Source organism: Massilia haematophila, assembly GCF_042647645.1.
GTDB lineage: Bacteria > Pseudomonadota > Gammaproteobacteria > Burkholderiales > Burkholderiaceae_D > Telluria > Telluria haematophila.
Window position 1 is genome coordinate 2,263,536 of the sequence record NZ_JBHRVV010000001.1, and the last position, 24,788, is coordinate 2,288,323.

General features: G+C 65.2%; 20 protein-coding genes. 6 read left to right on the forward strand and 14 right to left on the reverse strand.

Features of this window, described 5'->3' with window-relative positions; all coding sequences use genetic code 11:
* Nucleotides 1–236: 236 nt before the first annotated feature.
* From ACFOPH_RS10060 to aceA, 4 genes are all read right to left on the reverse strand, one after another.
* Entirely contained in the window at nt 237–1,280 is a 1,044-nt protein-coding gene (locus tag ACFOPH_RS10060) for an IS110 family transposase (RefSeq protein ID WP_379732773.1), read from the reverse strand.
* 719 nt (nt 1,281–1,999) lie between these two features.
* A complete protein-coding gene (locus tag ACFOPH_RS10065; RefSeq protein WP_312551579.1) occupies nt 2,000–3,271 on the reverse strand; it encodes an EAL and HDOD domain-containing protein in 1,272 nt (423 codons plus the stop codon).
* 163 nt (nt 3,272–3,434) lie between these two features.
* Nucleotides 3,435–4,769: a 23S rRNA (adenine(2030)-N(6))-methyltransferase RlmJ gene (gene rlmJ / locus ACFOPH_RS10070; RefSeq protein ID WP_379735041.1), complete on the reverse strand. Its 1,335-nt coding sequence runs from the start codon at nt 4,767–4,769 to the stop codon at nt 3,435–3,437.
* Between the two features lie 175 nt (nt 4,770–4,944).
* On the reverse strand, nt 4,945–6,243 hold the full coding sequence (aceA, locus tag ACFOPH_RS10075; protein ID WP_312554103.1) for an isocitrate lyase: 1,299 nt from the start codon (nt 6,241–6,243) through the stop codon (nt 4,945–4,947).
* A gap of 431 nt (nt 6,244–6,674) precedes the next feature.
* On the opposite strand from aceA, the gene ACFOPH_RS10080 reads away from it, so the two are divergent.
* On the forward strand, nt 6,675–7,448 hold the full coding sequence (locus ACFOPH_RS10080) for a PEP-CTERM sorting domain-containing protein (RefSeq protein WP_379735043.1): 774 nt from the start codon (nt 6,675–6,677) through the stop codon (nt 7,446–7,448).
* 331 nt (nt 7,449–7,779) lie between these two features.
* Here the strand turns inward: ACFOPH_RS10080 and ACFOPH_RS10085 are convergent, their stop codons facing one another.
* The 3 genes from ACFOPH_RS10085 to clpB form a co-directional block, all read right to left on the reverse strand.
* Nucleotides 7,780–8,979 carry an MFS transporter gene (locus ACFOPH_RS10085; RefSeq protein WP_312552840.1) on the reverse strand — a complete coding sequence of 400 codons (1,200 nt, stop codon included), beginning with the start codon at nt 8,977–8,979 and terminating at the stop codon, nt 7,780–7,782.
* Nucleotides 8,980–9,097: 118 nt separating this feature from the next.
* Entirely contained in the window at nt 9,098–9,991 is an 894-nt protein-coding gene (locus ACFOPH_RS10090) for a hypothetical protein (RefSeq protein ID WP_379735045.1), read from the reverse strand.
* 162 nt (nt 9,992–10,153) lie between these two features.
* Complete coding sequence (gene clpB / locus ACFOPH_RS10095; RefSeq protein WP_312552843.1) at nt 10,154–12,766, reverse strand: ATP-dependent chaperone ClpB; 2,613 nt, start codon at nt 12,764–12,766, stop codon at nt 10,154–10,156.
* A gap of 204 nt (nt 12,767–12,970) precedes the next feature.
* Between clpB and ACFOPH_RS10100 the strand changes: the two genes are divergently transcribed.
* Together ACFOPH_RS10100 and ACFOPH_RS10105 are read left to right on the forward strand one after the other, a co-directional pair.
* Entirely contained in the window at nt 12,971–13,384 is a 414-nt protein-coding gene (locus ACFOPH_RS10100) for a tellurite resistance TerB family protein (protein WP_312552845.1), read from the forward strand.
* A gap of 4 nt (nt 13,385–13,388) precedes the next feature.
* The gene (locus ACFOPH_RS10105; RefSeq protein ID WP_379735047.1) at nt 13,389–14,369 is read left to right on the forward strand and encodes a TerC family protein; all 981 of its coding nucleotides are present in this window, start codon (nt 13,389–13,391) and stop codon (nt 14,367–14,369) included.
* A gap of 135 nt (nt 14,370–14,504) precedes the next feature.
* On the opposite strand, the gene yiaA is transcribed toward ACFOPH_RS10105, so the two are convergent.
* A complete protein-coding gene (gene yiaA / locus ACFOPH_RS10110) occupies nt 14,505–14,930 on the reverse strand; it encodes an inner membrane protein YiaA (RefSeq protein WP_379735049.1) in 426 nt (141 codons plus the stop codon).
* A gap of 218 nt (nt 14,931–15,148) precedes the next feature.
* Here yiaA and ACFOPH_RS10115 point away from each other — a divergent pair, with 218 nt between their 5' ends.
* From ACFOPH_RS10115 to ACFOPH_RS10125, 3 genes are read left to right on the forward strand one after another with little or no spacing between them, the layout of a single operon-like run.
* Nucleotides 15,149–15,694: a PAAR domain-containing protein gene (locus tag ACFOPH_RS10115; RefSeq protein WP_379735051.1), complete on the forward strand. Its 546-nt coding sequence runs from the start codon at nt 15,149–15,151 to the stop codon at nt 15,692–15,694.
* Complete coding sequence (locus tag ACFOPH_RS10120) at nt 15,695–16,750, forward strand: DUF2515 family protein (protein ID WP_379735053.1); 1,056 nt, start codon at nt 15,695–15,697, stop codon at nt 16,748–16,750.
* A complete protein-coding gene (locus ACFOPH_RS10125; RefSeq protein WP_379735055.1) occupies nt 16,737–17,918 on the forward strand; it encodes a hypothetical protein in 1,182 nt (393 codons plus the stop codon). Before ACFOPH_RS10120 ends, ACFOPH_RS10125 begins: the two co-directional genes overlap by 14 nt.
* Here ACFOPH_RS10125 and crcB read toward each other — a convergent pair.
* From crcB to ACFOPH_RS10155, 6 genes are all read right to left on the reverse strand, one after another.
* Nucleotides 17,915–18,289 carry a fluoride efflux transporter CrcB gene (crcB, locus tag ACFOPH_RS10130; RefSeq protein WP_312552805.1) on the reverse strand — a complete coding sequence of 125 codons (375 nt, stop codon included), beginning with the start codon at nt 18,287–18,289 and terminating at the stop codon, nt 17,915–17,917. The two genes, ACFOPH_RS10125 and crcB, sit on opposite strands and share 4 nt — an antisense overlap.
* A 10-nt stretch (nt 18,290–18,299) precedes the next feature.
* Nucleotides 18,300–18,758 carry a molybdopterin synthase catalytic subunit MoaE gene (moaE, locus tag ACFOPH_RS10135; protein ID WP_312552806.1) on the reverse strand — a complete coding sequence of 153 codons (459 nt, stop codon included), beginning with the start codon at nt 18,756–18,758 and terminating at the stop codon, nt 18,300–18,302.
* Complete coding sequence (locus tag ACFOPH_RS10140) at nt 18,755–21,406, reverse strand: DUF349 domain-containing protein (protein WP_379735057.1); 2,652 nt, start codon at nt 21,404–21,406, stop codon at nt 18,755–18,757. Before ACFOPH_RS10140 ends, moaE begins: the two co-directional genes overlap by 4 nt.
* Nucleotides 21,407–21,694: 288 nt before the next feature.
* Entirely contained in the window at nt 21,695–22,288 is a 594-nt protein-coding gene (locus ACFOPH_RS10145) for a hypothetical protein (RefSeq protein WP_312552808.1), read from the reverse strand.
* A gap of 241 nt (nt 22,289–22,529) precedes the next feature.
* Nucleotides 22,530–23,510, reverse strand: a complete 981-nt coding sequence (locus ACFOPH_RS10150; RefSeq protein ID WP_379735059.1) for a DUF2804 domain-containing protein — start codon at nt 23,508–23,510, stop codon at nt 22,530–22,532.
* Complete coding sequence (locus ACFOPH_RS10155) at nt 23,507–24,745, reverse strand: winged helix-turn-helix domain-containing protein (protein ID WP_379735061.1); 1,239 nt, start codon at nt 24,743–24,745, stop codon at nt 23,507–23,509. Before ACFOPH_RS10155 ends, ACFOPH_RS10150 begins: the two co-directional genes overlap by 4 nt.
* Between the last annotated feature and the right edge of the window lie 43 nt (nt 24,746–24,788).

Below are 24,788 nucleotides of genomic sequence, written 5' to 3' on the forward strand. Positions count from 1 at the left end.
AATTTTTGCCGTTAGGAAGAGTTTGCTTGTATCTATTCGGCCTGTATGTTGAGCGTTTCCAGTGCTCTGGCCCTGATGTGATACGCGCGTCAGGATCCTCATAGGGTGACGGCCTTGATGGCCACTACAGTTTACGGATTCACCCGACGCCGGTTCGACCTGTTGGCATCATTCGTTCTTCTCGTCGCAAACTTGGCGATTGCTCCTTGTTGTTGCTGAGTTACTCGACAGTCTTTTCAGGCCGGCCTGGGCGTGTCTTTCGACCAGGCCGGAACATAAGGACGTCCGTGCGCGATCAGCGCCCAGATCACCCTGGCCATCTTGTTGGCCAGCGCAGTCGCGGCAACGTTGAAACTGCGCCGTTCTGCCAGCCTTGTTGCCCATTGCAGCAGCTTGTCGGGCTTGCCGCTTGCTGTTCTCAGCGCACTGCGCGCTCCGTGTATGAGCAGGGTGCGCAGGTAGCTGTCGCCCCTGCAGGTAATGCCATACAAGCGCTGCTTGCCTCCACTGCTATGCTCGCGTGGCACGAGGCCTAAATTCGCTGCAAAGTCTCGCGCGCTCTTGTAGTGGTGCGGATCGGCGATCGTTGCCTGCACTGCCGTTGCCGTCAACGGCCCTACACCCGGCACTTCCATCAGTTTCTTCGCCAGTTCCGACCTGGCTGCCTGATTCAAACGTCGGTCGTACGCCTGAATCCTCTCGTCCTTGTCGTCCAGCTGGGCCTTGAGCTCCCGGAATGTCTCCAGGGCCATACCAGACAAACCATTGTCCGGATCGTTCAGCCATGCTTTCAGTCCGTCGCGCAATCTTTCCACGCGCTTGGGAAATACCCGGCCATATTCGCCGGCAAATGCCCGGATCCTGTTGATCATCGCCACCCGTTCTGTCATCAGGGCGCTGCGAGCGCGGTGCAGCATCTGTAAATCTTGCTGTGCAGCCGTATTGATCGGCACATACTTGGTCGAACCGCGCGAGCGTGCCTCGGCAATTGCAGCAGCGTCGTTCATGTCGTTTTTGTTACCAGTGACATATGCCCTGACGTGTTGGGCCGCAATCAGTTTGGCGTCGTGCCCCATTTCCACGAGCTTGCGTGCCCAGTAATGCGAACCTGCGCAGGCTTCGATACCAATCATCGCCGGGGCCATCTGCGCGAACTGCGCAAGCACCTGGTCTCGAGAAAGCTTACGCTTGAACACCCGCTTGCCGTGTCCATCGAGCCCGACCGCGAAGAACACGTCCTTCGCAATATCCAAACCAACCACTTTTGCGCTAGCATTCATGGTGACTCCCCCTCTTGTTTTAGCTTGCCAGTCCAATCTGGCACGCTTGGCACAATGATGCCGATATCAGGAGGGTGGAGTCCATCACATTAGGGTGGGTTCTCGAACCCACGCCGGATCACCGTCAACTCAGCGGCAACGGCCCCGAAATCGTCGGCGGAAGCGATGTATTGATGCGTTCGCGACGCGGATGCGCCCTACCGCGTGGACACAGGTGTCCATCCTACAAAACTGCCCCGGTTGATTGTGCCGCTGATCAGGCGGCGATCCCGCGTGGGCTCGAGAGCCCACCCTACAAATCCAGCCCCGTCAGGCCGCTTCGTAGGCCAGCTCGCGCACCCGGTTTCGTAGGGTGGGTTCTCGAACCCACGCGGGTTCACCGTCAATTCAGAGGCAGCGTCCCCGAAATCGTCGACGGAAGCGATGTATTGATGCGCTCGCGACGCGCATGCGCCCTATCGCGTGGACACAGGTGTCCACCCTACAAAACTGCTCCGGTTGATTGTGCCGCGGATCAGGCGGTGATCCCGCGTGGGCCCGAGAGCCCACCATACAAATCGAACCCCGTCAGGTCGCCTTGTAGGCCAGCTCGCGCACCCGGTTTCGTAGGGTAGGTTCTCGAACCCACGCCGGATCACCGTCAACTCAGCGGCAGCGGCCCCGAAATCGTCGGCGGAAGCGATGTATTGATGCGTTCGCGACGCGGATGCGCAAGCCGCTCAGGCCGCTTCGTAGGCCAGCTCGCGCACCCAGTCGAAGGCCTCCAGCTCGATCTCCCGCACCTGCTTCGAGGTCAACCCCAGCCGGCGCAGCGCGGCGGTGAACTGGCGGCCGGTATCGGCCTTTTCGAGCCGCTCGACCACGACCAGCATCGTCCCGAAGGTGCCCTCGCGGTGCAGCAGCGCGGCGCGCACGTCGTCGGCCAGCTCGACGTTGTCGAGGATGTCGGCCATCGGCATCGAGAACAGCGCGTCGGCCAGCGACATGATGCCGACCGTGAAAGCGCGCTCGGCGCAGACCACATTGTCCGGATGCACGTGCAGCGACATCAGCTCGAGCAGCTTGCCGCGCGTGGTGGCCAGTTGCAGCAGCGGCGCATTCAGTTCCACCGGTGCACCGGGCGTGTTGTAGAGCAGGATCTGCAGCCAGCGCCGCAGTTGTTTGCGGCCCAGCCTGGTGGTCGCCTCGGACACGGATTCGATGCGCTGGCCGCTGCCGGCCGCCCGGCTGTTCACCAGGCGCAGCAGGTTCAGGCTGGTAAGCGCATCGCGCTTGACCGCGGTCTCGATGGCGGCGTCGTCGGCTTCGGCATTGAGCAGCTCGAGCAGGCGCAGGATCGTCAGCTTGGACGGCGCGATCTTGCGGCCGCTGAGAATCACGGGGCGGGCAAAGTAATATCCCTGGAAATATTCGAAGCCCAGTTCCAGGCAGAGCTGGAATTCCTCGATGGTTTCGACCTTTTCCGCCAGCAGCTTCTTGTCGACCGCGCGCAGCGAGGCCGCCAGCGGGCGCAGCGCCTTGCGGTGCACGCCCTTGAGGTCGATCTTGACCACGTCGACCAGGCCGAGCAGCTTGTCGACTTCCTCGGTATGGTCGACCACGTCGTCGAGCGCGAACGTGAAGCCGAGCGATTTCAGCTCCGCCACGCGCGCCAGCAACTGCTCGGTCGGCTTGACGGTTTCGAGAATTTCGAGGATAACTTTACGCGGAGGCAGAAATCGGACGAAGTCGCTCATCAGGACGACCTCGTCGACATTGACGAACGCCAATTGTTCGCCAACAACCTGTTCCAGGCCGAGTTGGGACGCGTGCGAAATCACGGCCGCCGTGGCGGCGGCGCCATCGGTCAGGCGAGCATCCTCGTGCTCGCCCGCGGCGCGAAACAGCAGCTCGAAGGCAACCAGATGCTGGTCGCGCCCAAGGATGGGCTGGCGCGCCAGGAAGAATTCGTCGGACGGCATGGATGATACTGCCGTTGCTTCGGCATGCATGTAACACTCCTGGAAACTTTTGCTGCGCGGCAGGCGCAGCAAAGGGTGCGCACATGCGCATACCCTTGGCGAATATACACCATTCCGCGAGTCTTTACATTTTTACATCGAAACGCGCGCGACGGTGCGCCGCGCGGCTACAGCTGCTGTGTCGAACGCGACATCAGCCGCGATTTCCACCCCTGGTGCGCCCCGGCGCCGGCTTGCCCGGGCGCTGGCCCTGGCCCTGGCCCTGGCCGCCCACGCCAGCCTCGCGGCGCGGACCGGACGGACGGCGCTGGTCGGCATACCTCGGCTGGTTCTCGCCACGCGAAGGATCGAAGCGCTCGTCGGGACGCTCGCTGCCACGCTGGGTGGTGTCGCGCGAACGCGACACTGGACGTCCCGCGTCGCCCTCGCCCTGCGGACGCGAGAAGCGCTTGGCGCGGTTCTGTGCGCCCGCCTTGTTGCCCGGCGCGCCCTCGGCGCCGCCCTGCCCCGCCTCGGAACGCTGCGGCATGGCTTGCCCCGGCAGGCGCAGGCTGCCGCTGCCCGACAGCGGGCTGGCGCGGCGTGCGTTGCCGACCGGCATGCGCGCGCCGCCGGCTGTGCCGGTGCGCGCCGTCGCCGCCCCCGTCACCTGGGTGCCGCGCTCGATCAGGAAGCTGGCGCCGGCATCCTTGCCCAGCACCTGCACCAGGTAAGGCATGGTTTCGCGCAGCAGGGGTTCCAGCGTGTACGGCGGATTCAGGATGAACATGCCGCTGCTGTGCAGGCCGAAGCCGTCCGGGCCGGGGGTCGACACGGTCAGGGTCACGTGCAGCCATTCCTTGGCAGGCAGGCGCTTGAGCCTGTCGGCGAACTGGCGCGACTCCATGCGTTGCAGCACCGGATACCAGACCGCATAGATGCCGCTCGGGAAGCGGCCCAGGGCCTCATCCAGGGCGTCGCGCACCTTGCGGTAATCGTCCTTGACCTCGTAGGGCGGGTCGATCAGCACCAGCGCGCGGCGCGACGGCGGCGGCAGGAGGGCCTTCAGGCTGCCGAAGCCGTCGCCGCGCTCGATGATGACGCGGCGGCCGCGCGCGCGTTCGCCCTGCTCGGCGCGGTGCGCCTCGGCCTTGCGGAAGTTATCCGCCAGGATCTTGCTGTCTGCCGGGTGCAGTTCGAACAGGCGCAGGCGGTCCTCGAGGCGCGTCATCTGGTCGGCGACATAAGGCGAACCCGGGTAGTAGCGCATCTTGCCGCTCGGGTTCATCGCCTTCACCAGGTTCAGGTAGTCGGCCAGCGGCGCGGGCACGTCGCTGCGGTTCCACAGCGGGCCGATGCCGGTGTCGAATTCGGCGTTCTTGGTGGCCTGGGTACTGTCGAGCGCATACACGCCGGCCCCCGAGTGGGTGTCGATATAGGTATAGGCCGCATCCTTCTGGTTCATATACAGGTGCAGCTGCACCTGGACGAAATGCTTGAGGACGTCGGCATGGTTACCCGCGTGGAAGGCGTGGCGGTAGCTCAACATAAATTGGGAATCCTAGAATCTAAAGCGCCGTTCGAAGGAACGGCGATAACAGGCGTCATTATCGCCTAGAAAAGCCGACCGCCCAAATCGGCCGCCGAAACAGGACATGAACGAAAAAAAGCCGCAGGCCCGGCTGGGCGCTGCGGCAACTCTGGAGATGTATCGACGACGGGGCTTACGCGACTCTCTTTTCGTCGAAGAACTGTTCGTCTTCGGTCGAGCCGTGCAGCGCCGTGGTCGAGCTCTGGTTCTGCTGGATGGTCTGGGTTACGGCGTCGAAGTAGCCGGTGCCGACTTCACGCTGGTGCTTGACCGCGGTGAAGCCCTTCTCGGCGGCGGCAAATTCGGCTTCCTGCAGTTCCACGAAGGCCGACATCTGGCGGCGCGCATAGCCGTGGGCCAGGTTGAACATGCCGTAGTTCAGGGCGTGGAAGCCGGCCAGGGTGATGAACTGGAACTTGTAGCCCATCGCGCCCAGCTCTTTCTGGAACTTGGCGATGGTGGCGTCGTCCAGGTTCTTCTTCCAGTTGAAGGACGGCGAGCAGTTGTAGGCCAGCAGCTTGCCCGGGAACTTGGCGTGGATGGCTTCGGCGAACTTGCGCGCGAATTCCAGGTCCGGCTTGCCGGTCTCGCACCAGACCAGGTCGGCGAACGGTGCGTAGGCCAGGCCGCGCGAGATTGCCTGCTCGATGCCCGGGCGGGTCTTGTAGAAGCCCTCGACGGTGCGTTCGCCGGTGCAGAAGGACTTGTCGTTGTCGTCGATGTCCGAGGTCAGCAGGTCGGCTGCCTCGGCGTCGGTGCGGGCCACGACCAGGGTCGAGGTGCCCATCACGTCGGCCGCCAGGCGCGCGGCGGTCAGCTTCTCGACCGCTTCGCGGGTCGGCACCAGCACCTTGCCGCCCATGTGGCCGCACTTCTTCACGGAAGCGAGCTGGTCTTCGAAGTGGACGCCGGCGGCGCCCGCCTCGATCATCGACTTCATCAGCTCGAAGGCATTCAGCACGCCGCCGAAACCGGCTTCGGCATCGGCCACGATCGGGGCGAAGTAATCGATGTCGTCCTTGCCTTCGGACCACTGGATCTGGTCGGCGCGCATGAAGGTGTTGTTGATTCGGCGCACGACCATCGGCACCGAGTTGGCCGGGTACAGCGACTGGTCCGGATACATTTCGCCGGCCAGGTTGGCGTCGCCCGCGACTTGCCAGCCCGACAGGTAGATGGCTTTCAGGCCGGCCTTCACCTGCTGCATCGCCTGATTGCCGGTCAAGGCGCCGAGGGCGTTGACGAAGGGCTCATTGTTGACGAGATCCCACAGCTTCTCGGCGCCGCGCTTGGCGAGCGTGTGCTCGACCTGGATCGAACCGCGCAGGCGCACGACGTCGGCGGCGGTGTAATTGCGCACCACACCTTTCCAACGCGGGTTGCTGTCCCAGTCATTCTGCAGGGCGGTGATCTGCTGTTCACGAGTAGCCATGTTGTCTCTCCTGATTAGATAAAAGATGCATTGCGAAGTGAAATCCGTTAGTGAAATCATAGACCCATTGGTGCACAGCACAACAACTCTTATATAAGACAGCAAAAGGTTTTTTTACCTAATAAATTCAACTACTTGAACCATCTATTTCATGATCCGGAAAGGAATTTCTTAAAATGGAAGGGAAAGGCGGTGCGTGCGCAGCAGAGGATTTCACGTTATGAAGCGATCTTTTCGCATCGTGAAATTTGAGTGATTCAGCGCGTTCATCAAGCCTATTGCTGATCGACTGGAAATGCTTGCCTGATCACATATTCTGTTTCAATCAGGAATATTGTATTGACATAAAGCACACTCGTCGGCAGCATGGCGACCTGTTCATTCGACAAGTCCGGACTGGCGAGCGCCAGCCCTCTCACCAGGAAGCCATCTTGAAAACCTTGCTCCGCCAGTACAGCCTCGCGTTGGCCCTCGCCATCGGCGCCCTCCCCGCGCAGGCGGGTGTACTGACGTTCCAGGACGTCGTCTTCACCACCAGCTGGACTGACAATGTCCTGACCCTGGAAATCGATGCCGCCAAACACTCGGGCGACTGGACGCGGGCGGTCAGCCTGTCGGCCCTGAGCCTGAAGGACATCGGCAGCTACCAAAGCGTGCGTGTGAGCGCGGCGCCGGCCGGCGCCGGCGACTGGACCCTGAGCGCGCGCGAGCTGAACGCGAACGGCTGCGGCGGCGGTAACGGCGCCAAGCGCAGCAACCGCGCCCTGTGTTTGAGCGGCGACGCCATCGCCCTGAGCGACGACATGGTGTTCACCTTCACCTTCAGCGGCGGCGCCCCGTCGCTGGATGCGCCCCACCTGAAGGTCAACTTCCTCGACGCAGCCGGCAACAAGACGGGCGACCTGCTGTCGCAGACCATCACGCTGGCTGCCGCGGTGACGCCGCAGCCGCAGCCAGCTCCCGCACCCGCACCGGCGCCGACGCCTGCCCCGGCGCCCGCGCAGCCGTCCCCGCCCGAGGTCGTCGCCACGCCGCCCGACCCGGCGCTGGTGCCCGGCAGCGGCAGCGCGCCGGTGCTGGTCGACGTGTCGGCGCCCACCCTGCCGGCCACCGACACCCGCTCCGAGGTGCCCGAACCGATGAGCATCGCCCTGATGCTCGGCGGCCTGGCACTGATGTCGCTGACGCGCAATAAGCGAAAATAAGCCGCAAACAAGCAACAGGCACGCTAGCCGAGGAAGGCGATTTGGGTTTGCCTGGAGCGAGCCTTCAACGTAGGGTGGGCACGCTGTGCCCACGCGTTACGTGCGCATGCTTTTTGCGATAGCTGATACTGATTGCTCGCCGACTTCAAGCTCGGCCCCGTTGCGTCCATTGCATACTTTGCGAGCGCCCCGTCGCCGCCTTTGACGACCGGCCACGTCCGTAACGCGTAGGCACGGAGTGCCCACCCTACAGCTCTGGTCGCTGCGGACACAAAAAACGCGCACTCGCGGTGCGCGTTTTCATTCACCGAGCCTGCCGAGACCCGCCGTCTCAGGCCTTCTGCGGCACGCTGGCGCGCGCGTTGCCGGCGCCGATCGCGGTGGCGATCGCCAGGGTCTGGAACAGGGCCACGCCGATGAACACCGCGGCCGGGTGGCCGCCGTCCATCAGCGCGCCGAACAGCAGCGGGCCGACCGACATGCCGGTGTCCAGGCCGGAATAGACCACGCCGAACACGCGGCCGGTGGCGTTCGGCGGCGCCGCGGCGCGGATCAACAGGTCGCGCGAGGGACCGGCGACGCCGGTCGCCAGGCCGATCGCGCCCATCACCACCACCACCATCGGCCCCGGCACCACGGCGGCGGCCAGCAGCAGCGCCAGTGCCGCCGCGAACAGGAAGGCGACCGCGATGGTGCGGTCGTGGTTGTGGGCGCGCGCGGCCAGGAAGCCGCCGGCCACCATGCCGGCCGCCGAGGACAGCATGAAGGTGGTGTAGGCGGTCGCCGCCGTGCCCAGCGTGATGCCGTACAACGCCACCAGGCTGGTCGAGGAAAAGGCCTGGATGCCGCCCAGCGCGATCGAGGTCAGGAAAAAGAAACCGAAGCACATCCACACCGGCGGCAGGCGCAGGAAGGCAAAGGAACTGCCCTGCTGCTCGCCCGGCTTCGCAACGGTCGCCCGGTTCGGCAGCACGGCGCGGTTCAGGAACAGGACCAGCAGCATCAGGAAGGGAATCGCACTGGCCGCCAGCAGCGCCGTGCGCCAGCTCGACAGGGTGGCGACGCCGGCCAGGAAGATCGGCGCCGTCGCCCAGCCGATGTTGCCGGAAATCCCGTGCACCGAGAACGCATAGGCCAGCCGCTCCTTCGACACGCCGTGGTTCAGCAGCGTATAGCCGGCCGGGTGGAACACCGCGTTGCCGCAGCCGGCAACGAAGGAACCGGCCAGCAGCACGGCGTAGTTCGGCGCCGACGCCAGCACCAGCGCCCCCAGGCCCAGCAGCGCCTGGCCGGTAAACAGCACGCGGCGCGCCCCGACCCGGTCGACGATGAAGCCCGACAAGGCCTGGCCGATGCCCGAGACGACGAAGAACACCGTCATCAACAGGCCCAGCTCGGAATAAGAAAGCGTGAAGGCTTCCTTCAGCCAGGGAAACAAGCCGGCCAGGATCAGGTGATAGAAGTGCGACACCCCGTGCGAGGTGCCGACCAGGGCGATGACGCGGGCGTCCTGGCGCAGGCTGCTTGTCATTTTATGTTTCCCGGAAATCAAGACAGCAGCCAGTGTAGTCAAATGCGAACAAGTTTGCTGGGGACCAGCTCCCCACTTTTTCTTCCACGCAAATGCGACGGCGAGAGCGATTCAAGCGCTAGCGCTTTGACCCTGGCTTGGCAGCCCCGATTGTCTTCGCCGGTTGCTGCTTCGCTTCGGGCTGCTTGGAGCTGCCGCGTGGGCCGCGGAAGTGTTCCTTCACGAAAAGCGAGAACTCTTCCAGCAGCTCGTCCCCTTTCTTTTTTGTGTTCTTCGCTTCGTCCTCGTCCTTCGACGTCGATGAGCTTTCCACCGCAAAACTCTGAATATATGCGGCAATGGCAGGGAAGGCGTTCGCATCGATCTGTTGCGGCGTTTCAAGCATCTGCCGCTGAAGCACACCCAATTGTGCGGCGCTCAGCGCCGTGATGCCGGAATCCGGAGCGAATGCCAGCACCAGCGTGGAATTGGAAAGGGGAGCGGTCAGAAAGCCGAGCAATGCGATGGCAGCATCTTCGCTGCCGCGCAACTTGTCGCTCCTGATATATTGAAACAGGTTGCAGGCCACTTCAGCGACTTTCCCGTCTGAGCTGACGGCGCTCGGCTTGGCCAGGCCGATCTCGGACAAAGTCTGCACACACATGAAGGGGCTGAACGGCGCCGGGGTTGCGTGTGCCAGCGTCTCGACGGTATTGAACGCATAATGCACGGGAACCTTCAGTTCTTTTTCAAAAAACCGATAACTTTTCCACTGATGCTCAACCTTCTTGAACGCACCGAGGACAGTCTTCTCGGCTGACGTAGCCGCAGCCTTTACTTCGAGGATCAAGAGCGTATTGTTGGACAGCACGGCCGCCATATCGGCACAGACACGACCCGGTTTGAAGCCCTGCTGATTCGAATAAGGCAAGGTATGCCGGAAACGCAGCCGCTCCGCATAGCAGTATTCCGCCAGCGCGGCAACGATTGCGTCCTGTACCGCCGATTCTCCCTTCGCGATTGCCTGGTCCATGCTTGCTCCGCCCAAAAGAAAATGTCGTTATACCTTTCCAATAGAAAAATTTCAAAAATATTATTCAACCCGCTTGCGCCACTTGCAGAAAAAACGAGACGCCAGGCGGCCAAAGAAAAAGGGACGCAATCCGCGTCCCTTCTTGGTGAGTAAAAACCTGGCTTACTTCGCCAGCTCCACCTGCGGCTCCTCGCCGAACACCAGCTGGCCGCCGCGCACGCGCACCGGAATGGTGTCCTTCGGCCCGAACTTGCCCGCCAGGATGGCCTTCGACAGCGGATTCTCGATCTGCTGCTGGATCGCGCGCTTGAGCGGGCGTGCGCCATACACCGGATCGAAGCCGGCCTCGGCGATCTTCTGCAGGGCCGCGTCGTCGATATCCAGCGCCATTTCCATCTTCTCGAGGCGCGCTTCGAGGTTGCGCAGCTGGATGCGGGCGATGTCGCCGATGTTGCGCTCGTCCAGCGCATGGAAGACCACGATCTCGTCGATGCGGTTGATGAACTCGGGGCGGAAGTGTCCGCGCACCTCGGCCATCACGGCCAGCTTGACCACCGCCGGCTCGTCGGTGTCCATCGACTGGATCTTGTGCGACCCCAGGTTCGAGGTCATCACGATCACCGTGTTCTTGAAGTCGACGGTGCGGCCCTGGCCGTCGGTCATGCGGCCGTCGTCCAGCGCCTGCAGCAGCACATTGAACACGTCCGGGTGCGCCTTCTCGATCTCGTCGAGCAGGATCACGCTGTAGGGCTTGCGCCGCACCGCCTCGGTCAGGTAGCCGCCCTCCTCGTAGCCGACATAGCCCGGCGGCGCGCCGATCAGGCGGGCGACCGAATGCTTCTCCATGAATTCGCTCATGTCGATGCGGATCAGGGCTTCCTCGGTGTCGAACAGGAAGGCAGCCAGCGCCTTGCACAATTCCGTCTTGCCGACGCCGGTCGGGCCCAGGAACATGAAGGAACCGTAAGGACGGTTCGGGTCCGACAGGCCGGCGCGCGAACGGCGGATCGCGTCCGACACCGCCTCGATCGCCTCGTCCTGGCCGACGACACGCTCATGCAGCTTCTCTTCGATGTGCAGCAGCTTGTCGCGCTCGCCCTGCATCATGCGCGACACGGGGATGCCGGTCGCGCGCGAGACCACCTCGGCGATCTCCTCGGCGCCGACCTGGGTGCGCAGCAGCTTCGGCTTTTCGAGTTCGCCGTCCTTGCCCGCGGCCGCTTCCTCGGCATGCTTCAGTTGCGCCTCGAGTTCCGGCAGGCGGCCGTACTGCAGCTCGGAGACCTTCTGCCAGTTCGACTGGCGCTTGGCTTCCTCCATCTGGTGACGGATGCGCTCGATCTCTTCCTTGATGTGGGTGGTGCCCTGCACCGCCGCCTTTTCCGACTTGAGGATTTCCTCGTAGTCGTTGTACTCGCGCTCGAGGCGGGCGATCTCTTCGTCGAGCAGTTCGAGGCGGCGCAGCGAGCCCTCGTCGGTTTCCTTCTTCACCGCTTCGCGCTCGATCTTCAGCTGGATCAGGCGGCGCTCCAGCTTGTCCATGACTTCCGGCTTGGAGTCGATCTCGATCTTGATTTTAGATGCGGCCTCGTCGATCAGGTCGATCGCCTTGTCGGGCAGGAAGCGGTCGCTGATGTAGCGGTGCGAGAGCTCGGCCGCGGCGATGATCGCGGGATCGGTGATCTCGACCTTGTGGTGCAGCTCGTATTTCTCCTGCAGGCCGCGCAGGATGGCGATCGTCGCCTCCACGCTCGGCTCGTCGACCATGATCTTCTGGAAGCGGCGCTCGAGCGCGGCGTCCTTCTCGACGTACTTGCGGTATTCGTCCAAGGTGGTGGCGCCGACGCAGTGCAGCTCGCCGCGCGCCAGGGCCGGTTTCAGCATGTTGCCGGCGTCCATCGCGCCTTCGGCCTTGCCGGCGCCGACCATGGTGTGGATCTCGTCGATGAAGACGATGGTCTGGCCCTCGTCCTGGGCCAGCTCCTTCAGCACCGACTTCAGGCGCTCCTCGAACTCGCCGCGGTACTTGGCGCCGGCCAGCAGCGCCGCCATGTCGAGCGACAGTACGCGCTTGCCCTTGAGCGAATCGGGCACTTCGCCGTTCACGATGCGCTGGGCCAGGCCCTCGACGATGGCGGTCTTGCCGACGCCCGGTTCGCCGATCAGTACCGGGTTGTTCTTGGTGCGGCGCTGCAGCACCTGGATCGCGCGGCGGATCTCGTCGTCGCGGCCGATCACGGGGTCGAGCTTGCCCATGCGGGCGCGCTCGGTCAGGTCGAGGGTGTATTTCTTCAGCGCCTCGCGCTGGCCTTCGGCGTCCTGCGAATTCACGTTCTCGCCGCCGCGCACGGCGGAGATCGCCGACTCCAGCGACTTGCGCGCCAGGCCGTTTTCGCGCGCTAGGCGGCCGGCCTCGGATTTGTCCTCGGTCAGCGCCAGCAGCACCATTTCGCTGGACAGGAACTGGTCGCCGCGCTTCTGCGACTCGCGGTCGGCCAGGTTCAGCAGGGCCACCAGGTCGCGCCCCGGCAGCACTTCGCCGCCGGTGCCCGAGACCTTGGCCGAGCGCTCGAGCGCGCTGCGCAGGGCATTGGTCAGGCCGCCGACGTTCACGCCGGCACGCTGCAGGAGCGAGCGCGCGCCGCCGTCGTCCTGGTTCAATAGCGCGCTCAAGAGGTGGACCGATTCGATGTACTGGTTGTCGTTGCCGACCGCCAGGCTCTGGGCATCCGCCAGTGCTTCCTGGAGCTTGGTCGTCAATTTATCTTGCCGCATGTTGTTGCTCCCTAGTGAGTGTAATTTAACTGGGAAGAACATGTGGGAGATGCCCTGAATTTTCAAGATCGTCAAGGCGGCGACGCACCACCAACCTGCAATCCTTCGAAAAAACCTGAGGATTCCTCAAGGTTTTATCGGTTTCTCAATGTCCCGTGCTCGCCTAAGCTGACATTCATCAACCACCACCCAAGCGAGGACACCATGCGACTGTATGCCACCGATAGCCCCGACGCCGTTTGCCGCCTGCTGGCGCTGTCGATGATCGTCGACGGCCACCAGGCGCCGTCGGAAATGAAGGCGCTGGAGCACAGCGCGATCCTGGAGCGGCTCGGCGTCGATGCCGAGCGCTTCGACGACGCCGTCGTCGCCCTGTGCGACGACCTGCTCGACGCCGCGCGCCGCCGCGACGCCGCCGACATCGAGATCGACAACGCGACGCTCGACCGCCTGCTCGACGACGTCGCCGACCCGCTGCTGCGCATGCACGTGCTCAAGGCGATGCTCGACATCGTCCACGCCGACCGCCTGATCGACAGCCGCGAAGGCCTGCTGATCCGGCGCGCCCAGCGCCGCTGGTCGGTGCCGGCGAACGGCGAGGCCGTCACGGAGGGCTGATGCCATGGACTTCTTCAGTATCGTCTGGCTGGGCGCACCGGTGTGGATGTGGCTGGTGTTCCTGGCTGTCGTCGTCCTGCTGCTGGCCTTCGACCTGGGGGTCCTGAACCGCGATGACCACGTCATCGGCGTCAAGGAAAGCCTGAAGCTGTCGGCACTCTACCTGAGCGCCGGCCTGGCCTTTGGCCTGTGGGTCTGGCACGGCTTCGGCAGCGAAAAGGCGATGGAGTTCTACACCGGCTTCCTGATCGAGAAGAGTCTCTCGCTCGACAACATCTTCATCATCTCGTTGATTTTCGCGACGCTGGCGATCCCGCCGCTGTACCAGCACCGCGTGCTGTTCTGGGGCATCCTGGGCGTGATCGTCACCCGCGGCATCATGATCGGCGCCGGCGCGGCCCTGGTGGCCAGCTACTACTGGGTGCTCTACATCTTCGGCGCGATCCTGGTCGTCACCGGCATCAAGATGCTGTTCGTGTCCGAGAACCCGGACAGCGTGCGCGACAGCGCCCTGCTGGCCTGGCTACGGCGCCGCCTGCGGGTGAGCGAAACCACCCATGGCCACGACTTCCTGGTGCGGCTGCCGCACCCGTCGCAGCCTGGGCGCAAGCTCTGGTACGCGACCCCGCTGCTGCTGGCGCTGATCATGGTCGAGTTCACCGACGTCATCTTCGCGGTCGACAGCGTGCCGGCGATCTTCGCGATCACCAGCGACCCGTTCATCGTCTACACCTCGAACATCTTCGCGGTGCTGGGCCTGCGCGCCCTGTACTTCGCGCTGGCGGACGTGGTGCAGCGCTTCCGCTACCTGAAGTACTCGCTGGCGGCGGTGCTGGTGTTCATCGGCTCGAAGATCTTCCTGGGCGACTTCGTGTTCGGCGGCAAGGTGCCGGCCTGGCTGTCGCTGGCGGTGACGGCAATGCTGATCGCGGCCGGTATCGCGTACTCGCTGTGGCGCAGCAGGACGGACGCGGCGCCTGGGTAACGAAGATCGCGAAAGGCAAGTAGGGTGGGCGCCCCGTGCCCACGCGTAAACGATGAGCAGACGCTGCGTTTTATAGGCGCCAACACGATGCAGGCGTCACGCGTGGGCACGGGGCGCCCACCCTACGGGTATCGCTCACGCCTCGTTCGGACGAACCGTGGGCGCGGCAGCGATGGCGCCCACGTCGCGCACGTTTTTCTGCACCGCAACCACGGCAAACAGGCTGAGCAGGAAAGACATCGTGTAGAAGCCCTTCTCGCTGCGTTCGAGCGTGGCGTTCCACAGGCCCACCGTCAGCAACAACAGGGCCGCCAGCAGCGATACCCAGCACAGGCCGGCGTACAGGTTGGTCACGGGAATGCCTTCGCTGCGGTCGCGCACCATCTTTTGCAGCGAGACGGCGGCGAACAGGCCGTACATGAGCAGGGTCAGGTAATAGCCTTTCTCGTTGAGCTGCATCTGGGCGTTCCACAGGCCGATCAGGTAGGCGATCGCACCGATCAGCAGTGCACCCCAGGAAGCACCGACGAAGGCGGCGGTCGGGCGGTAGGCATCGGTCATGGCTGGCTCCGGTTATTGTCCAGCCGAAACTTTGCCAGCGAAGCTTGATGCGTCATTGAGAAATAACAGTCCGCTGCGAGCAAGCAAGGACGCTTCTTGAGGATGACCGCGCTCGCGCGTCCAGGTTTTATACGAATGTGCGGCATCAATCCGCGTACGACCAGGCACGCTACATTTTCCTTCTCGCTTGAACAGCTCATTTCAAGGCAGGAGGCGCAATGCGGCGGTATCACATTACCCTGGGGGCAAAGACAACGGTCGGCGGCGTCGTTACGACGGCGACGTCCTTCTGTTCCATCAATGGTGTCCGTATGGCACTGGAAGGCGATACCGTTGCCTGTCCTGCCTGCCACGCGGATGGCAAGATCCTCTGCGACGGACCGCGCCTTTCCGACAAGTGGAACGGCAGGCAGGCAGCGCTGGAGAACGACCTGTGCGTGTGCCGTTGCAATCCACCGCCACGCCTGATCGCAGTGCAAACGCACAGGTCGCAGCTCATCACAGCGGAGGAAGACCAATTGACCGGGCCGGCCGCGATGAAAGCGGCGCAAGCACGGCTACCGAAGAGCATGGCGACCACGGACGAGCTTCCCCTGCGTCTTGTGGACGAGGCGACCCAACAGCCGCACCGGCACCGTCCCTACCGCCTGGACTTCGCCGACAAGCAGATCGAGGGGGTGACCGATGAAGACGGACTCACCCGGCCCTTGAGCCGTGCCGACCGCGCGGCACTCCTGGCCTGGCATATCGCCGACCCGTCCTAGATGAACGGCCCCTTCATCCTGCACGGCAACGACGCGGTTCCCCTCGATTGCAACACGACGCCCCTACCCGAATGCACGATCCGGCCAGTCCTCAAGAATGGCGAAGTGATCAAGGCGGTCGAGGTTCCGGTGAAAGGCTGTGCCAGCCTGTGGCTACGCTGTCAGGCGGAGGCGGAAAAATGGCTGACCGATGCCAGAACGGGCCGTTTGGTCGACGATCCGGTCCGCATCAACCGGCGCATCAACTCCGCCTACGCGTTCCTATGGCTGACGGACCGGCGCTTCCAATGGGCGGGACTGGCGGCCTTCGCCTCCAAGCAGGTCGGCTGCGGTTTGCTGCATGCGGCGCGCACCATCGCCGACACGGGCGCCGAGATCCGAAAACGTCCCGGACAGGACAGCTTCGAATTCCTCAGCAAGAACTTGTACGAACTCGGCGCGGGGATGGGATCCGAGCAGATGTACGCGGAACTGGCGCTCGGAAACTTGCACCTCTTCCTGGATATTTATCCGCTACACCGCTTCTTCATGCTGGCAAGCGACAAGTCGGACCGGGAACGCCTCGCCCACCTCGGACGGTGCCTGAAGGACAGGCAAAGCATCGAACACAAGGTGTTATGGAAGCTGAAGCCGGGTATGCTCCGCTTCGGGACAGCGCAAGATGACATCATCAAAGGATTCACAGCACTTGTCGAAGGCAGGATCGAGGAGAGCGTGCAGGCGCTGGCACATCATGAGCAGGTGAATATCCTGCAAAAAATCATTTACGATAATCCGGCAACCCAAGCTGCCCTGGCAGGCAACCAGTTCGCCTGGGTAACCGGCCTGCCCTCAGGCCGTCATGCCGAGATCAAGCTCAGCTTGTCCGCGCACTGCAACACACAGCCCGGGCTGACAACCTGGTTCACGAAGAAAACGGCTGCGCGGCTCTGGGACAAGGACGAACGAATGCAATTCGTGCTCGCAGCGGCCAAGCAGTTCCACAAGCTGTTGCAGGGAAGGGAAAGACTGGCCGTCGAACGGTCCATTACGGAAATCTACCATGGTGGGGCCTGAGGTGAAAAAAACCTCTGTCGTCATCGTGATCTCGATCGGCGCCGTGGGCATGGGCTGGTGGCTGGACGAGCCCGATCCGACCCTGCTGTCCTTGCGGATTGGGCAGCACTACGACGAAGTGGTCAAGGGATCGACGTATCCGGTCGTGAACGGCTACGGCAATCCCCATGACGACGAGAGTGGCGCCGGATGGACATTCATCGACAAACCGGCAGTCGTCATCGAGTTCAATGATCCGCAGCACGGCTTCCTCTTGCCCCCCACAAAATTCGCGTCCGTAGCCTATGAAAGGGAAAAGGTCAGCAGCCTGACGACTTCACCCATGCTGGAAGCCCTGCCATTCGAGGAAACGGTCGACATGGTCGAGCGTTTGCAGGCCCAGTTCCGGCATCGCGGCTGGACGCCCTGGCAGGAAGACGGAAGCGACTGGTTCGACACGTCGCCGGCAGGCCGGCGCCGCTTGTCCGAACAACTGGCAGCGGACTATTCCGTGATAAACACGCTGCAGATCCCCAGCCGGTATTGGATGAGCGTGACGATCAAGTGCGCGCTGCATTGCGGCGAAACGCAAGAAGCAGCGCGCTTTCTCATCGACATAGGCGTCATTTCCGATCCCGGCATATCGAATAGCCGGCTTGGAAACAGGGGCCGCGATATTTTGGCTGAATCCACAATCCTGGCGAGCTGTGACGTTGGCGTGGATGGGGCGCGTGAAGTCAAGCTCATCAGTCAATCGGAAGCGGACGGGCAGTATTCGTTCTACCTTCAGGAGGGAAGCAAAAACAAGAGGCCGCTGTTCGACATGGATGACGCGATCGGCGACGCCGTGCACTCGAACTGCGTGGGCAACACGGTCCGGGTACTGAACGTCTTTTTACCCGGCAAGATGAAACGCGGCGTCCTGGTGTACGACGATCCTGTGCTGAAAAAGCTGACGAAGCTCGAATGGACGAACGAAACGGCGCCGCGGTACATCTATGTCGCCAAGGACACCGTCATCATGGCCTTTTCCGGCGCGGCGAAGCCCACACCCCACACCCTTCGCTACTTCTTTTACCGTATCAACGCAGGCAACGACACGATATTCCAGTACTGGGAGAGCGACGAACTCTTCCCTGGCACGGGATTCCAGGTGTTCAAACCGAGCGGAAATCCGGACGGACCCTAGCCGCGCAGCGCGCGCCAGGTCGCAAAGCCGGCGATGCACAGCAGGATGGAGCCGCCCAGGTGCAGCAGCATATGCGCCAGCGCCCAGCCGTACTCGCCGCGCTGCATCAGCGCCACCGATTCGCCCGAGAAGCTGGAGAAGGTGGTCAGGCCGCCGAGGAAACCTGTGACGACGAACAGGCGCCACTCGGGACTCAGGTGCGGATGATGCGAGAAAAAGCCGAGCGCGATGCCGATCAGGTAGCCCCCGACCAGGTTGGCCGCCAGCGTGCCGGCCTGGATCGAGGCGTGCACATTGGTCAGCCACAGGCCCAGTCCCCAACGCAGCCAGGCGCCGATCGCGGCGCCCGCCCCGACCGCGAGCCAGCTCAAGCGCGGGTCCTCATGCGCTCTTCCACTTGGCCTTGGCGCTGTCATCCGACAGGCGTGCATCGACCCAGCGCGCGCCTTCCGGGGTCTGCTCCTTCTTCCAGAACGGCGCGTCGGTCTTCAGGTAGTCGATGATGAATTCGCAGGCGGCAAAGGCTTCGCCGCGGTGGGCCGCGCTGACGGCGACCAGCACGATCTGCTCCAGCGGCGCGAGCGGGCCGACGCGGTGGATCACCAGCGCATTGTAGAGCGGCCAGCGCGCTTTCGCCTGCTCGACGATGTCTTCCAGCGCCTTTTCCGTCATGCCCGGGTAGTGTTCCAGCTCCATCTCGGAGACCGACGACCCGTCGTTCATGTCGCGCACGGTGCCGACGAAACTCACCACGGCGCCGACGCGGGCGTCTCCCTCGCGCAGGCGCGCCAGTTCCTGGCCGAGGTCGAAGTCCCCGGCCTGTACCCTCACCTGGCTCATTTGCCCTCCCGTGCGGTACGCATGACGAGCTGCTCGATGCGCAGCGCGGTGCGCCCGTCGACCAGGGCCGGCAGCGCGATCAGCTGGCGCAGTCCGCCGCCCTTGCTACCGTGGCTGTCGCCATGCTTGTGGCCGTGCCTGTCGCCGGCCTGCAGACTCGACTGCAGCGCCTCGACTTGCAGCTTCAGGCGCTCGCGCGCGAACTCGGCGCCGCTGTCGATGCCGTTTGTCACTTCCTGGCGCAGCAGTTCCTGCAGCAGCGTGGCGCGGTTCTCTTCCAGCAGGCGCGCATAGCCGGCGCGGTCGCCCTCGAGGGCGGCCAGGGCCGCCTCGAAGCGCGCGTCGAGCACGGCGTCGTCGTCGGCGCCGGCCGGCAGCAGGGCTGCCCAGCGCCTGCGCCAGTCGTCGGCGGACACCTGCTGGCCTGGCTGCGCCAGCGAATCCTCGAGTTCCTGGCAGGCGCGCAGCTTGTCGCGCAAGGCACCGGCGAGCGCCAGGCCGGCGGCGCGGCGCGTCACGTCCGCATGGTGCTGGACCCTGGCAACGGCCTCGTGGTAGCGCTTCTCGACCCGTGCCTCGTGGGCGCGCGGCACCGGGCCGATGGCGTGCCACTCGGCCGCGGCTTCGCGCAGCAGTTTGCCGGCGGTGGCGGGCGTGGCTTCGGGCGCGGCAGCTTCCAGGCGGGCGCTGATCGCTTCCTTGGCAGCCTCGTGGGCGCGGCGTTCGGCGTCCGCCGCATGCGCGCTTTCCTTGCGCCGGGCGAACAGCTCGTCGCAGGCAGCGCGGAAGCGCTGCCACAGCGCCTGCTCGGCCTTGCGCTCGAGCGGCAGCGCACGTGCATGTTCCTGCCAGCGCGCCTGGATGTCGCGCAGGCGGTCGACTGCATGGCGGTCGTGCGGGTCGATGGCGGCGACTTCGTCGATCAATTCCTCGCGGCCGGCCATCTCGCTCTTGCGCTGTTCTTCCAGCGGGCCCTGCAACGTGGTGAGTGCGGCGGCGAACTGCTGGTCGAGGCGTTTCTTGTCCTTGCGGTCGATCGCGCCCAGGTGGCTCCAGGCCAGGCGCAGGCGCTGCACGGTGCCGGCCACGTGCTTCCAGTCGGCTTCGCCCGACTCCAGGCGCGCGATCTCGGCATTGGCCTCAAGCACGATCGCCTCGCCGCGCGCGGCGTTCGCGTGGCGCTCGTCGGCCAGGTGCTTGAAGTGGGCGGCCGCCGGCGCATAGGCCACGCTGCAGGCGTGGTCGAAGCGTTCCCACAGGCTCTTCGGGGCCGCGCCGGACAGGCTGTCGAGTGCCTTCCAGCGCTCGCGCATGCTGCCGACCTTCTTGGCCAGTTCGGCCATCGGCAGGTTCTGGGTGGACAGCGCCTCGACGGTCTTGATCAGTTCCTCGCGCGAGACGTTGCCGCCCCAGCGCGCCCAGTCCGACAGCCGCTTCAGTTCGGCGCGCAGGTGGTTCAGGCGCTCGGCCTGGGCGGCACTCAGGCGCATGCCCTTGCCCTTGCTGTCCTTTAACGTCTTGTCGAGTTCGGCGGCGGTGCCGAGCGAGCCCTGCTGCAGGGCCGCTTCCAGCGCGTCCATGGTGTCGATGAAGGCCTGGTCGGCGCCCTTCGGGGCAGGTTTCGGAGCACGCGTGGACGCCGCGGCGTCCGGCGCCGACGCTTCGCGTACCTTGCGCTCGGGCTGCGGCAGGGTCGCCAGCCAGGCCTCGAAGCGTTCCTGCAGCGCGCCGGCGGCGGCGCCCTGCGGCAGCGCCGGCAGCTTCAGCCAGGACTGGCGCAGCTTGTCGGCCTGCAGTTCGGCCACCGGCTGGGCCTGCCATTCGGCGAGTGCGGCTTCGCGCGCGGCAAAGGCGGCCTGGGCCTGTTCCAGCGTCGCCAGGCTGGCGCGCAGGCGCCCCAGCTCGGTGCCGAACTCGGCCACCAGGGTGCGCGGCAGCGAGGCCTGCTCGGGCGCGGCCAGGGCGGCGTCCTGTTCCTGGGCCAGGTTTTCCAGTTGCGCGGCCAGTTCGGGGGCGGCCAGGCCGGCCGTCCCGAGTGCGCGCAGCGCGCCCAGGCGGTCGATCATGGCGCGCTGCAGCTGCACCTGGGCTTCCAGGCGCGCGCCGAGCTGGGTGCGCAGGGCCGCGAATTCCTCGGCCAGTTCGGGGGCGGCGATGACCGCCCATTTGCGGTCGAGTTCAGCCACGTGGTTGGGCGTGAGCAAGGCGTCCTGCAGCAGGCTGCGCGCCTGGGCCAGGGTAGCCTGGCCGCGCGCCAGCTCGGCGTCGTGGTGGCGGATCGCGTCCAGGCGCCCCTGCATCAGCTTGGCGACGCGGCGGTCCAGGTTGCGCATCGCCCCGTGCACGCGCTCCAGGGCCGCACGGCTGTGGACGTGCTCGGCGGCGGCCAGGCGCAGTTCGGAAAAGTCGGAGCGGAGGATGAATTCCACGGCGCGCGTTTCATCGCCGTCGAGCTGGCGCAATTGTTCGGCCTGCTGCTCGCGCACCTGCTGGGACGGCTTCGGCTGGGCCGGATTCTGCTGGGCGGCGCCCTGCCCGGCCTGCGCGTCGGCCGCGCCCTTCGCGCCCTTGCCGGCAGGCTTGGCCGCCGCCGCGGTCGGCGAATTGCCGGGCTTCTCGCCCTGGCGCTTGAATAGGAATTCGAACATGATGAAATCGCACTTCCAAAACCGCCATCATAGCAAAGAACGATGGCGGCCTTTTCGAGCGCACCCGACAGGCGCGCGCCGGTCAACGCGCCTTCGGATCGGCCTTCCGCTTAAAAACAAGGAAATCGGTAAAGGCTGCGTCGTGCTGGCGTCATGAAGCGCCGCGTCTGCGCATCTTTCTCGCATATGAAGCGCCGCGTCTGCTCATCGTTCACGCGTGGGCACGGGGTGCCCACCCTACGTTTAACATCCAGCGACAGTCCGCACGCTACAGGAAAAGCCGTCCCGCTAGTGCATGTAGGACGCCGGCACACCTTGCCGATGGGCATGCTCGGGACGTGCGGCGCGGCTGGCCGGCGGCGCCCCTGGCCGGCCGCGGTGCTCCTGGCGGTAGGCATCGTAGGCCAGCATCTGGTGCGCCATCGCGAACCAGGTTTCGCCTGCGATGGCCGCGCGCGCCACCGGGAACAGCTCGAGCTCCTCGCGTTCGAAACGCTGCATCAGCGCGGCGCAGAAGCGCTCGACGGCCGTGCAGAACGCCTCGACGCGCTCTTCGTTGTCGATGCCGCCCTGTGCCAGGCGCCGCGCGCTGCCCAGGGCTTCGGCCGCGTCGCGGCTGAGCTGGTCGAGCCCGGCCACCAGCGCCTCGGCGCCGCTGCTGGCGCGGCGCAAGGCCGGCAGCAGGAAGTTGTCGAGCTTGCGGCGCTGGCATTGCTCGTAGAGGCCGCGCAGGGTATCGCAGACGTACTCGGCCTGGCCATGGGTGAGCGCGGTCTGGCGCGCATAGCTCTTCTGGACGAGTTGCTGCACGGCGTGCAGGCTGACGCGCATATTCGTTTGCTCGACGGACAGCGCAACGAGCGTATAGGTCGCGGTTAGCATTCGGTCTCCTCTCGGCGCCCATACGCACGCCCATGCTTCGCGCGGAAGCATGCGGCCTGGCTGGACTTACTGGTTATGACAGGCTGGGCGGTGATTGCTTTGCTTCTCTTCAGCCTGAAGGAACTAGTAGTGTAAGGAGCCACTCCCGCATGGCGTTTGATCTGCCGCAAACTTGCTGGGATCGGGCCGGAGAATCCGGTCAACCGCCGCGCGGGCCATGCGTTCGGAATGCGTTAACTTTTCACCAACGCGCGCTATAGTCTTCGGCCAGTCCTGTCAGCCCGGAAATTTCACAGACTGGCGCATCGGGTGCGGCCTTGACCCAGCCGTCGAAGCGGCCCACGTGCTGGGTCAGGCGGCTTTCCGCCAGCAACAGGTTCTTGTCGTCGCGGCGCGTGCCTTCCGGCGTGAAGCGCAGGTCGAGCAGGCCGTCGCTTGTCGCCATGGTCCAGGCACCGCCGGGCTCGACGTCCGTGCGAACCGTGCCGAGGGGAACCAGTTCGCCGTCGATCCAGAGCGCATTTTCGGCGTCGCCGAAGTAGCCGCTCTGCAGGTTCAGGCCCAGCCGGCGGTCGTGCGCCGAGATCCAGCGCCAGGCGGTACGCCGCCCGAGCAGCCCGTTCGAGTAATCGAAGCTGGCCACCCCGCCGTCCAGGCCGAAACGCCGTCCGCCGGCCTCGGCGCATCCGGCCAGCAGCAGGCCGGGCGACTTCTGCGTCGTGTGCACCGTGCCGCCGTCGCGCACCTGGCCGACCGCCAGCAGGCGCGGCCCGGCGCTGCCATAGTCGGCATCGATGCGGAAGCGCCCGGCGCGCAGGCGCAGCCGATGGCCGCCGGCGCCGTCGGGCTCGATGGCGATGCGCCGTCCCGGCAGCGCGAACCAGGCGCCCTCGTCGGCCGTCGCGCCGACATGGCTCGTGAGGCCGGGCAGGCCGACCGGCGAGAAGGCGTCGACGATCGCGCCACGCGTCCGGTCGAAGGCATAGGCAAAGGCGCTGTTGCTCCAGCCGATGTCGATGATCGCCAGCCCGACGAACAGTTCGTCGGTCACGAGCGAGACGAAATGCCAGCGCTTGTGGTGCAGGCGGCGCCAGAAGCGGCCGCGCGCATGCGGCGGCGCCAGTTGCGCCCAGGCCGGCGCGCCGGGGGCGCCCTGGTAGCGCCCGAACAGGGGCTGGCCGCCGGCATCGACGAGCTGGCGCGGGGCGCTGGGCAGGCTCATGCGGCGACCTCGCTGGCCGGCGCACCCAGCGCCTGCGCCAGGCGCACACCGAGCGCCGCCGGCTCGGCGCGCCCGACCTGGACTTCCGCGCAGCCGTGCCAGCGCGCGCAGCGCAGCAGCGTTGCGGCGACCTCGCGCACCAGGGCCTCGCTGGCGCGCAAGCCCGGCTCGAACAGCGCGGCCTTGACTTCGAACACGCCGGCGCGGCGGTGCGCCTTGGCGTCGATGCGCCCGATTAGCGCGCCGCGGCGCAGGACCGGCAGCGTGAAGTAGCCGTAGCGGCGTTTCGGCGCCGGCGTGTAGCACTCGAGCCGGTAGTCGAAGCCGAACAGTTCCAGGGCGCGCCGGCGGTCCCAGACCACCGGGTCGAAAGGCGACAGGATGGTGGTGAGCGTGGGCGCCAGCAGGCCCTCGGAGGCCAGGCGCGCCTGCTCGGCATGGTCGGGATGGATGTAGACCGGCTCGCGCCAACCCTCGACCCGGGCGCGCAGCAGCAGGCCTGCGTCGACCAGCGCCTCGGGATCGACGTGGGGCCGCCGGGTGCGGTGGTAGTCGGGAATCCAGGCGGCGCGCGCCAGCCCGAGCGCGCGCACCGTGCGCAGGGCGCAGGTGCGCCTGACTTCGGGCAGCGGCGGCATGCGGGCGTCGTCCCAGCCGGGCAGCACGCGTTCGGCCAGGTCGTAGACGCGCTGGAAGTTGTGGCGGCGCGCGATCATCAGCGCACCCGAGGTGAACAGCACTTCGAGCGAGCGCTTCTCGGGCTTCCACTCCCACCAGCCGCCGACCTTGCCGTCGGTGCGCTCGAAGTCGGACGAACGCACCGGACCGTGCCCGCGGATATGCGCCAGCAGCGCCGCCACCTCGCCGGCGCGCTCGCGCATCCAGGTAGCCGAGTACTTCCAGCCCATCGCCGCCGGATCGAGCATGCGGTGCCGGTACAGGCCGTAGTCCTCGATCGGCAGGAAACAGGCTTCGTGGGCCCAGTACTCGAACAATTGCCCCTCGGCCAGCAGCTCGTCCAGCCACTCGGGCCGGTAATCGCCCAGCCGGCTCCACAGGACCAGGTAGGGACTGCGGGCGACGACGTTGATGGTGTCGATCTGCAACATGCCCATGCGGCGGATTGCCGCCAGGACGTCGTCCTTGACGGCCTTGCGCCGGCGCGGCTGCAATAACCCCTGGGCCGCCAGGTGCAGCGCACGCGCCGCGTTAATGGATAGGTGCAATTCACTCATGTAAATATTGTAATGAGATTCGAGCAAGACTTGCCGCCGGTCG

Excerpts from the sequence above, each read along its gene's own strand:
- ACFOPH_RS10085 (WP_312552840.1), bottom strand. The coding sequence starts at position 8,979 with ATGACAAGCAGCCTGCGCCAGGACGCCCGCGTCATCGCCCTGGTCGGC.
- aceA (WP_312554103.1), bottom strand. The coding sequence starts at position 6,243 with ATGGCTACTCGTGAACAGCAGATCACCGCCCTGCAGAATGACTGGGAC.
- ACFOPH_RS10115 (WP_379735051.1), top strand. The coding sequence starts at position 15,149 with ATGCGGCGGTATCACATTACCCTGGGGGCAAAGACAACGGTCGGCGGC.
- moaE (WP_312552806.1), bottom strand. The coding sequence starts at position 18,758 with ATGAGCCAGGTGAGGGTACAGGCCGGGGACTTCGACCTCGGCCAGGAA.
- ACFOPH_RS10105 (WP_379735047.1), top strand. The coding sequence starts at position 13,389 with ATGGACTTCTTCAGTATCGTCTGGCTGGGCGCACCGGTGTGGATGTGG.
- ACFOPH_RS10150 (WP_379735059.1), bottom strand. The coding sequence starts at position 23,510 with ATGAGCCTGCCCAGCGCCCCGCGCCAGCTCGTCGATGCCGGCGGCCAG.
- ACFOPH_RS10100 (WP_312552845.1), top strand. The coding sequence starts at position 12,971 with ATGCGACTGTATGCCACCGATAGCCCCGACGCCGTTTGCCGCCTGCTG.
- ACFOPH_RS10145 (WP_312552808.1), bottom strand. The coding sequence starts at position 22,288 with ATGCTAACCGCGACCTATACGCTCGTTGCGCTGTCCGTCGAGCAAACG.
- ACFOPH_RS10120 (WP_379735053.1), top strand. The coding sequence starts at position 15,695 with ATGAACGGCCCCTTCATCCTGCACGGCAACGACGCGGTTCCCCTCGAT.
- clpB (WP_312552843.1), bottom strand. The coding sequence starts at position 12,766 with ATGCGGCAAGATAAATTGACGACCAAGCTCCAGGAAGCACTGGCGGAT.
- ACFOPH_RS10155 (WP_379735061.1), bottom strand. The coding sequence starts at position 24,745 with ATGAGTGAATTGCACCTATCCATTAACGCGGCGCGTGCGCTGCACCTG.
- ACFOPH_RS10065 (WP_312551579.1), bottom strand. The coding sequence starts at position 3,271 with ATGCATGCCGAAGCAACGGCAGTATCATCCATGCCGTCCGACGAATTC.
- rlmJ (WP_379735041.1), bottom strand. The coding sequence starts at position 4,769 with ATGTTGAGCTACCGCCACGCCTTCCACGCGGGTAACCATGCCGACGTC.
- ACFOPH_RS10125 (WP_379735055.1), top strand. The coding sequence starts at position 16,737 with ATGGTGGGGCCTGAGGTGAAAAAAACCTCTGTCGTCATCGTGATCTCG.
- yiaA (WP_379735049.1), bottom strand. The coding sequence starts at position 14,930 with ATGACCGATGCCTACCGCCCGACCGCCGCCTTCGTCGGTGCTTCCTGG.
- ACFOPH_RS10090 (WP_379735045.1), bottom strand. The coding sequence starts at position 9,991 with ATGGACCAGGCAATCGCGAAGGGAGAATCGGCGGTACAGGACGCAATC.
- ACFOPH_RS10140 (WP_379735057.1), bottom strand. The coding sequence starts at position 21,406 with ATGTTCGAATTCCTATTCAAGCGCCAGGGCGAGAAGCCCGGCAATTCG.
- ACFOPH_RS10060 (WP_379732773.1), bottom strand. The coding sequence starts at position 1,280 with ATGAATGCTAGCGCAAAAGTGGTTGGTTTGGATATTGCGAAGGACGTG.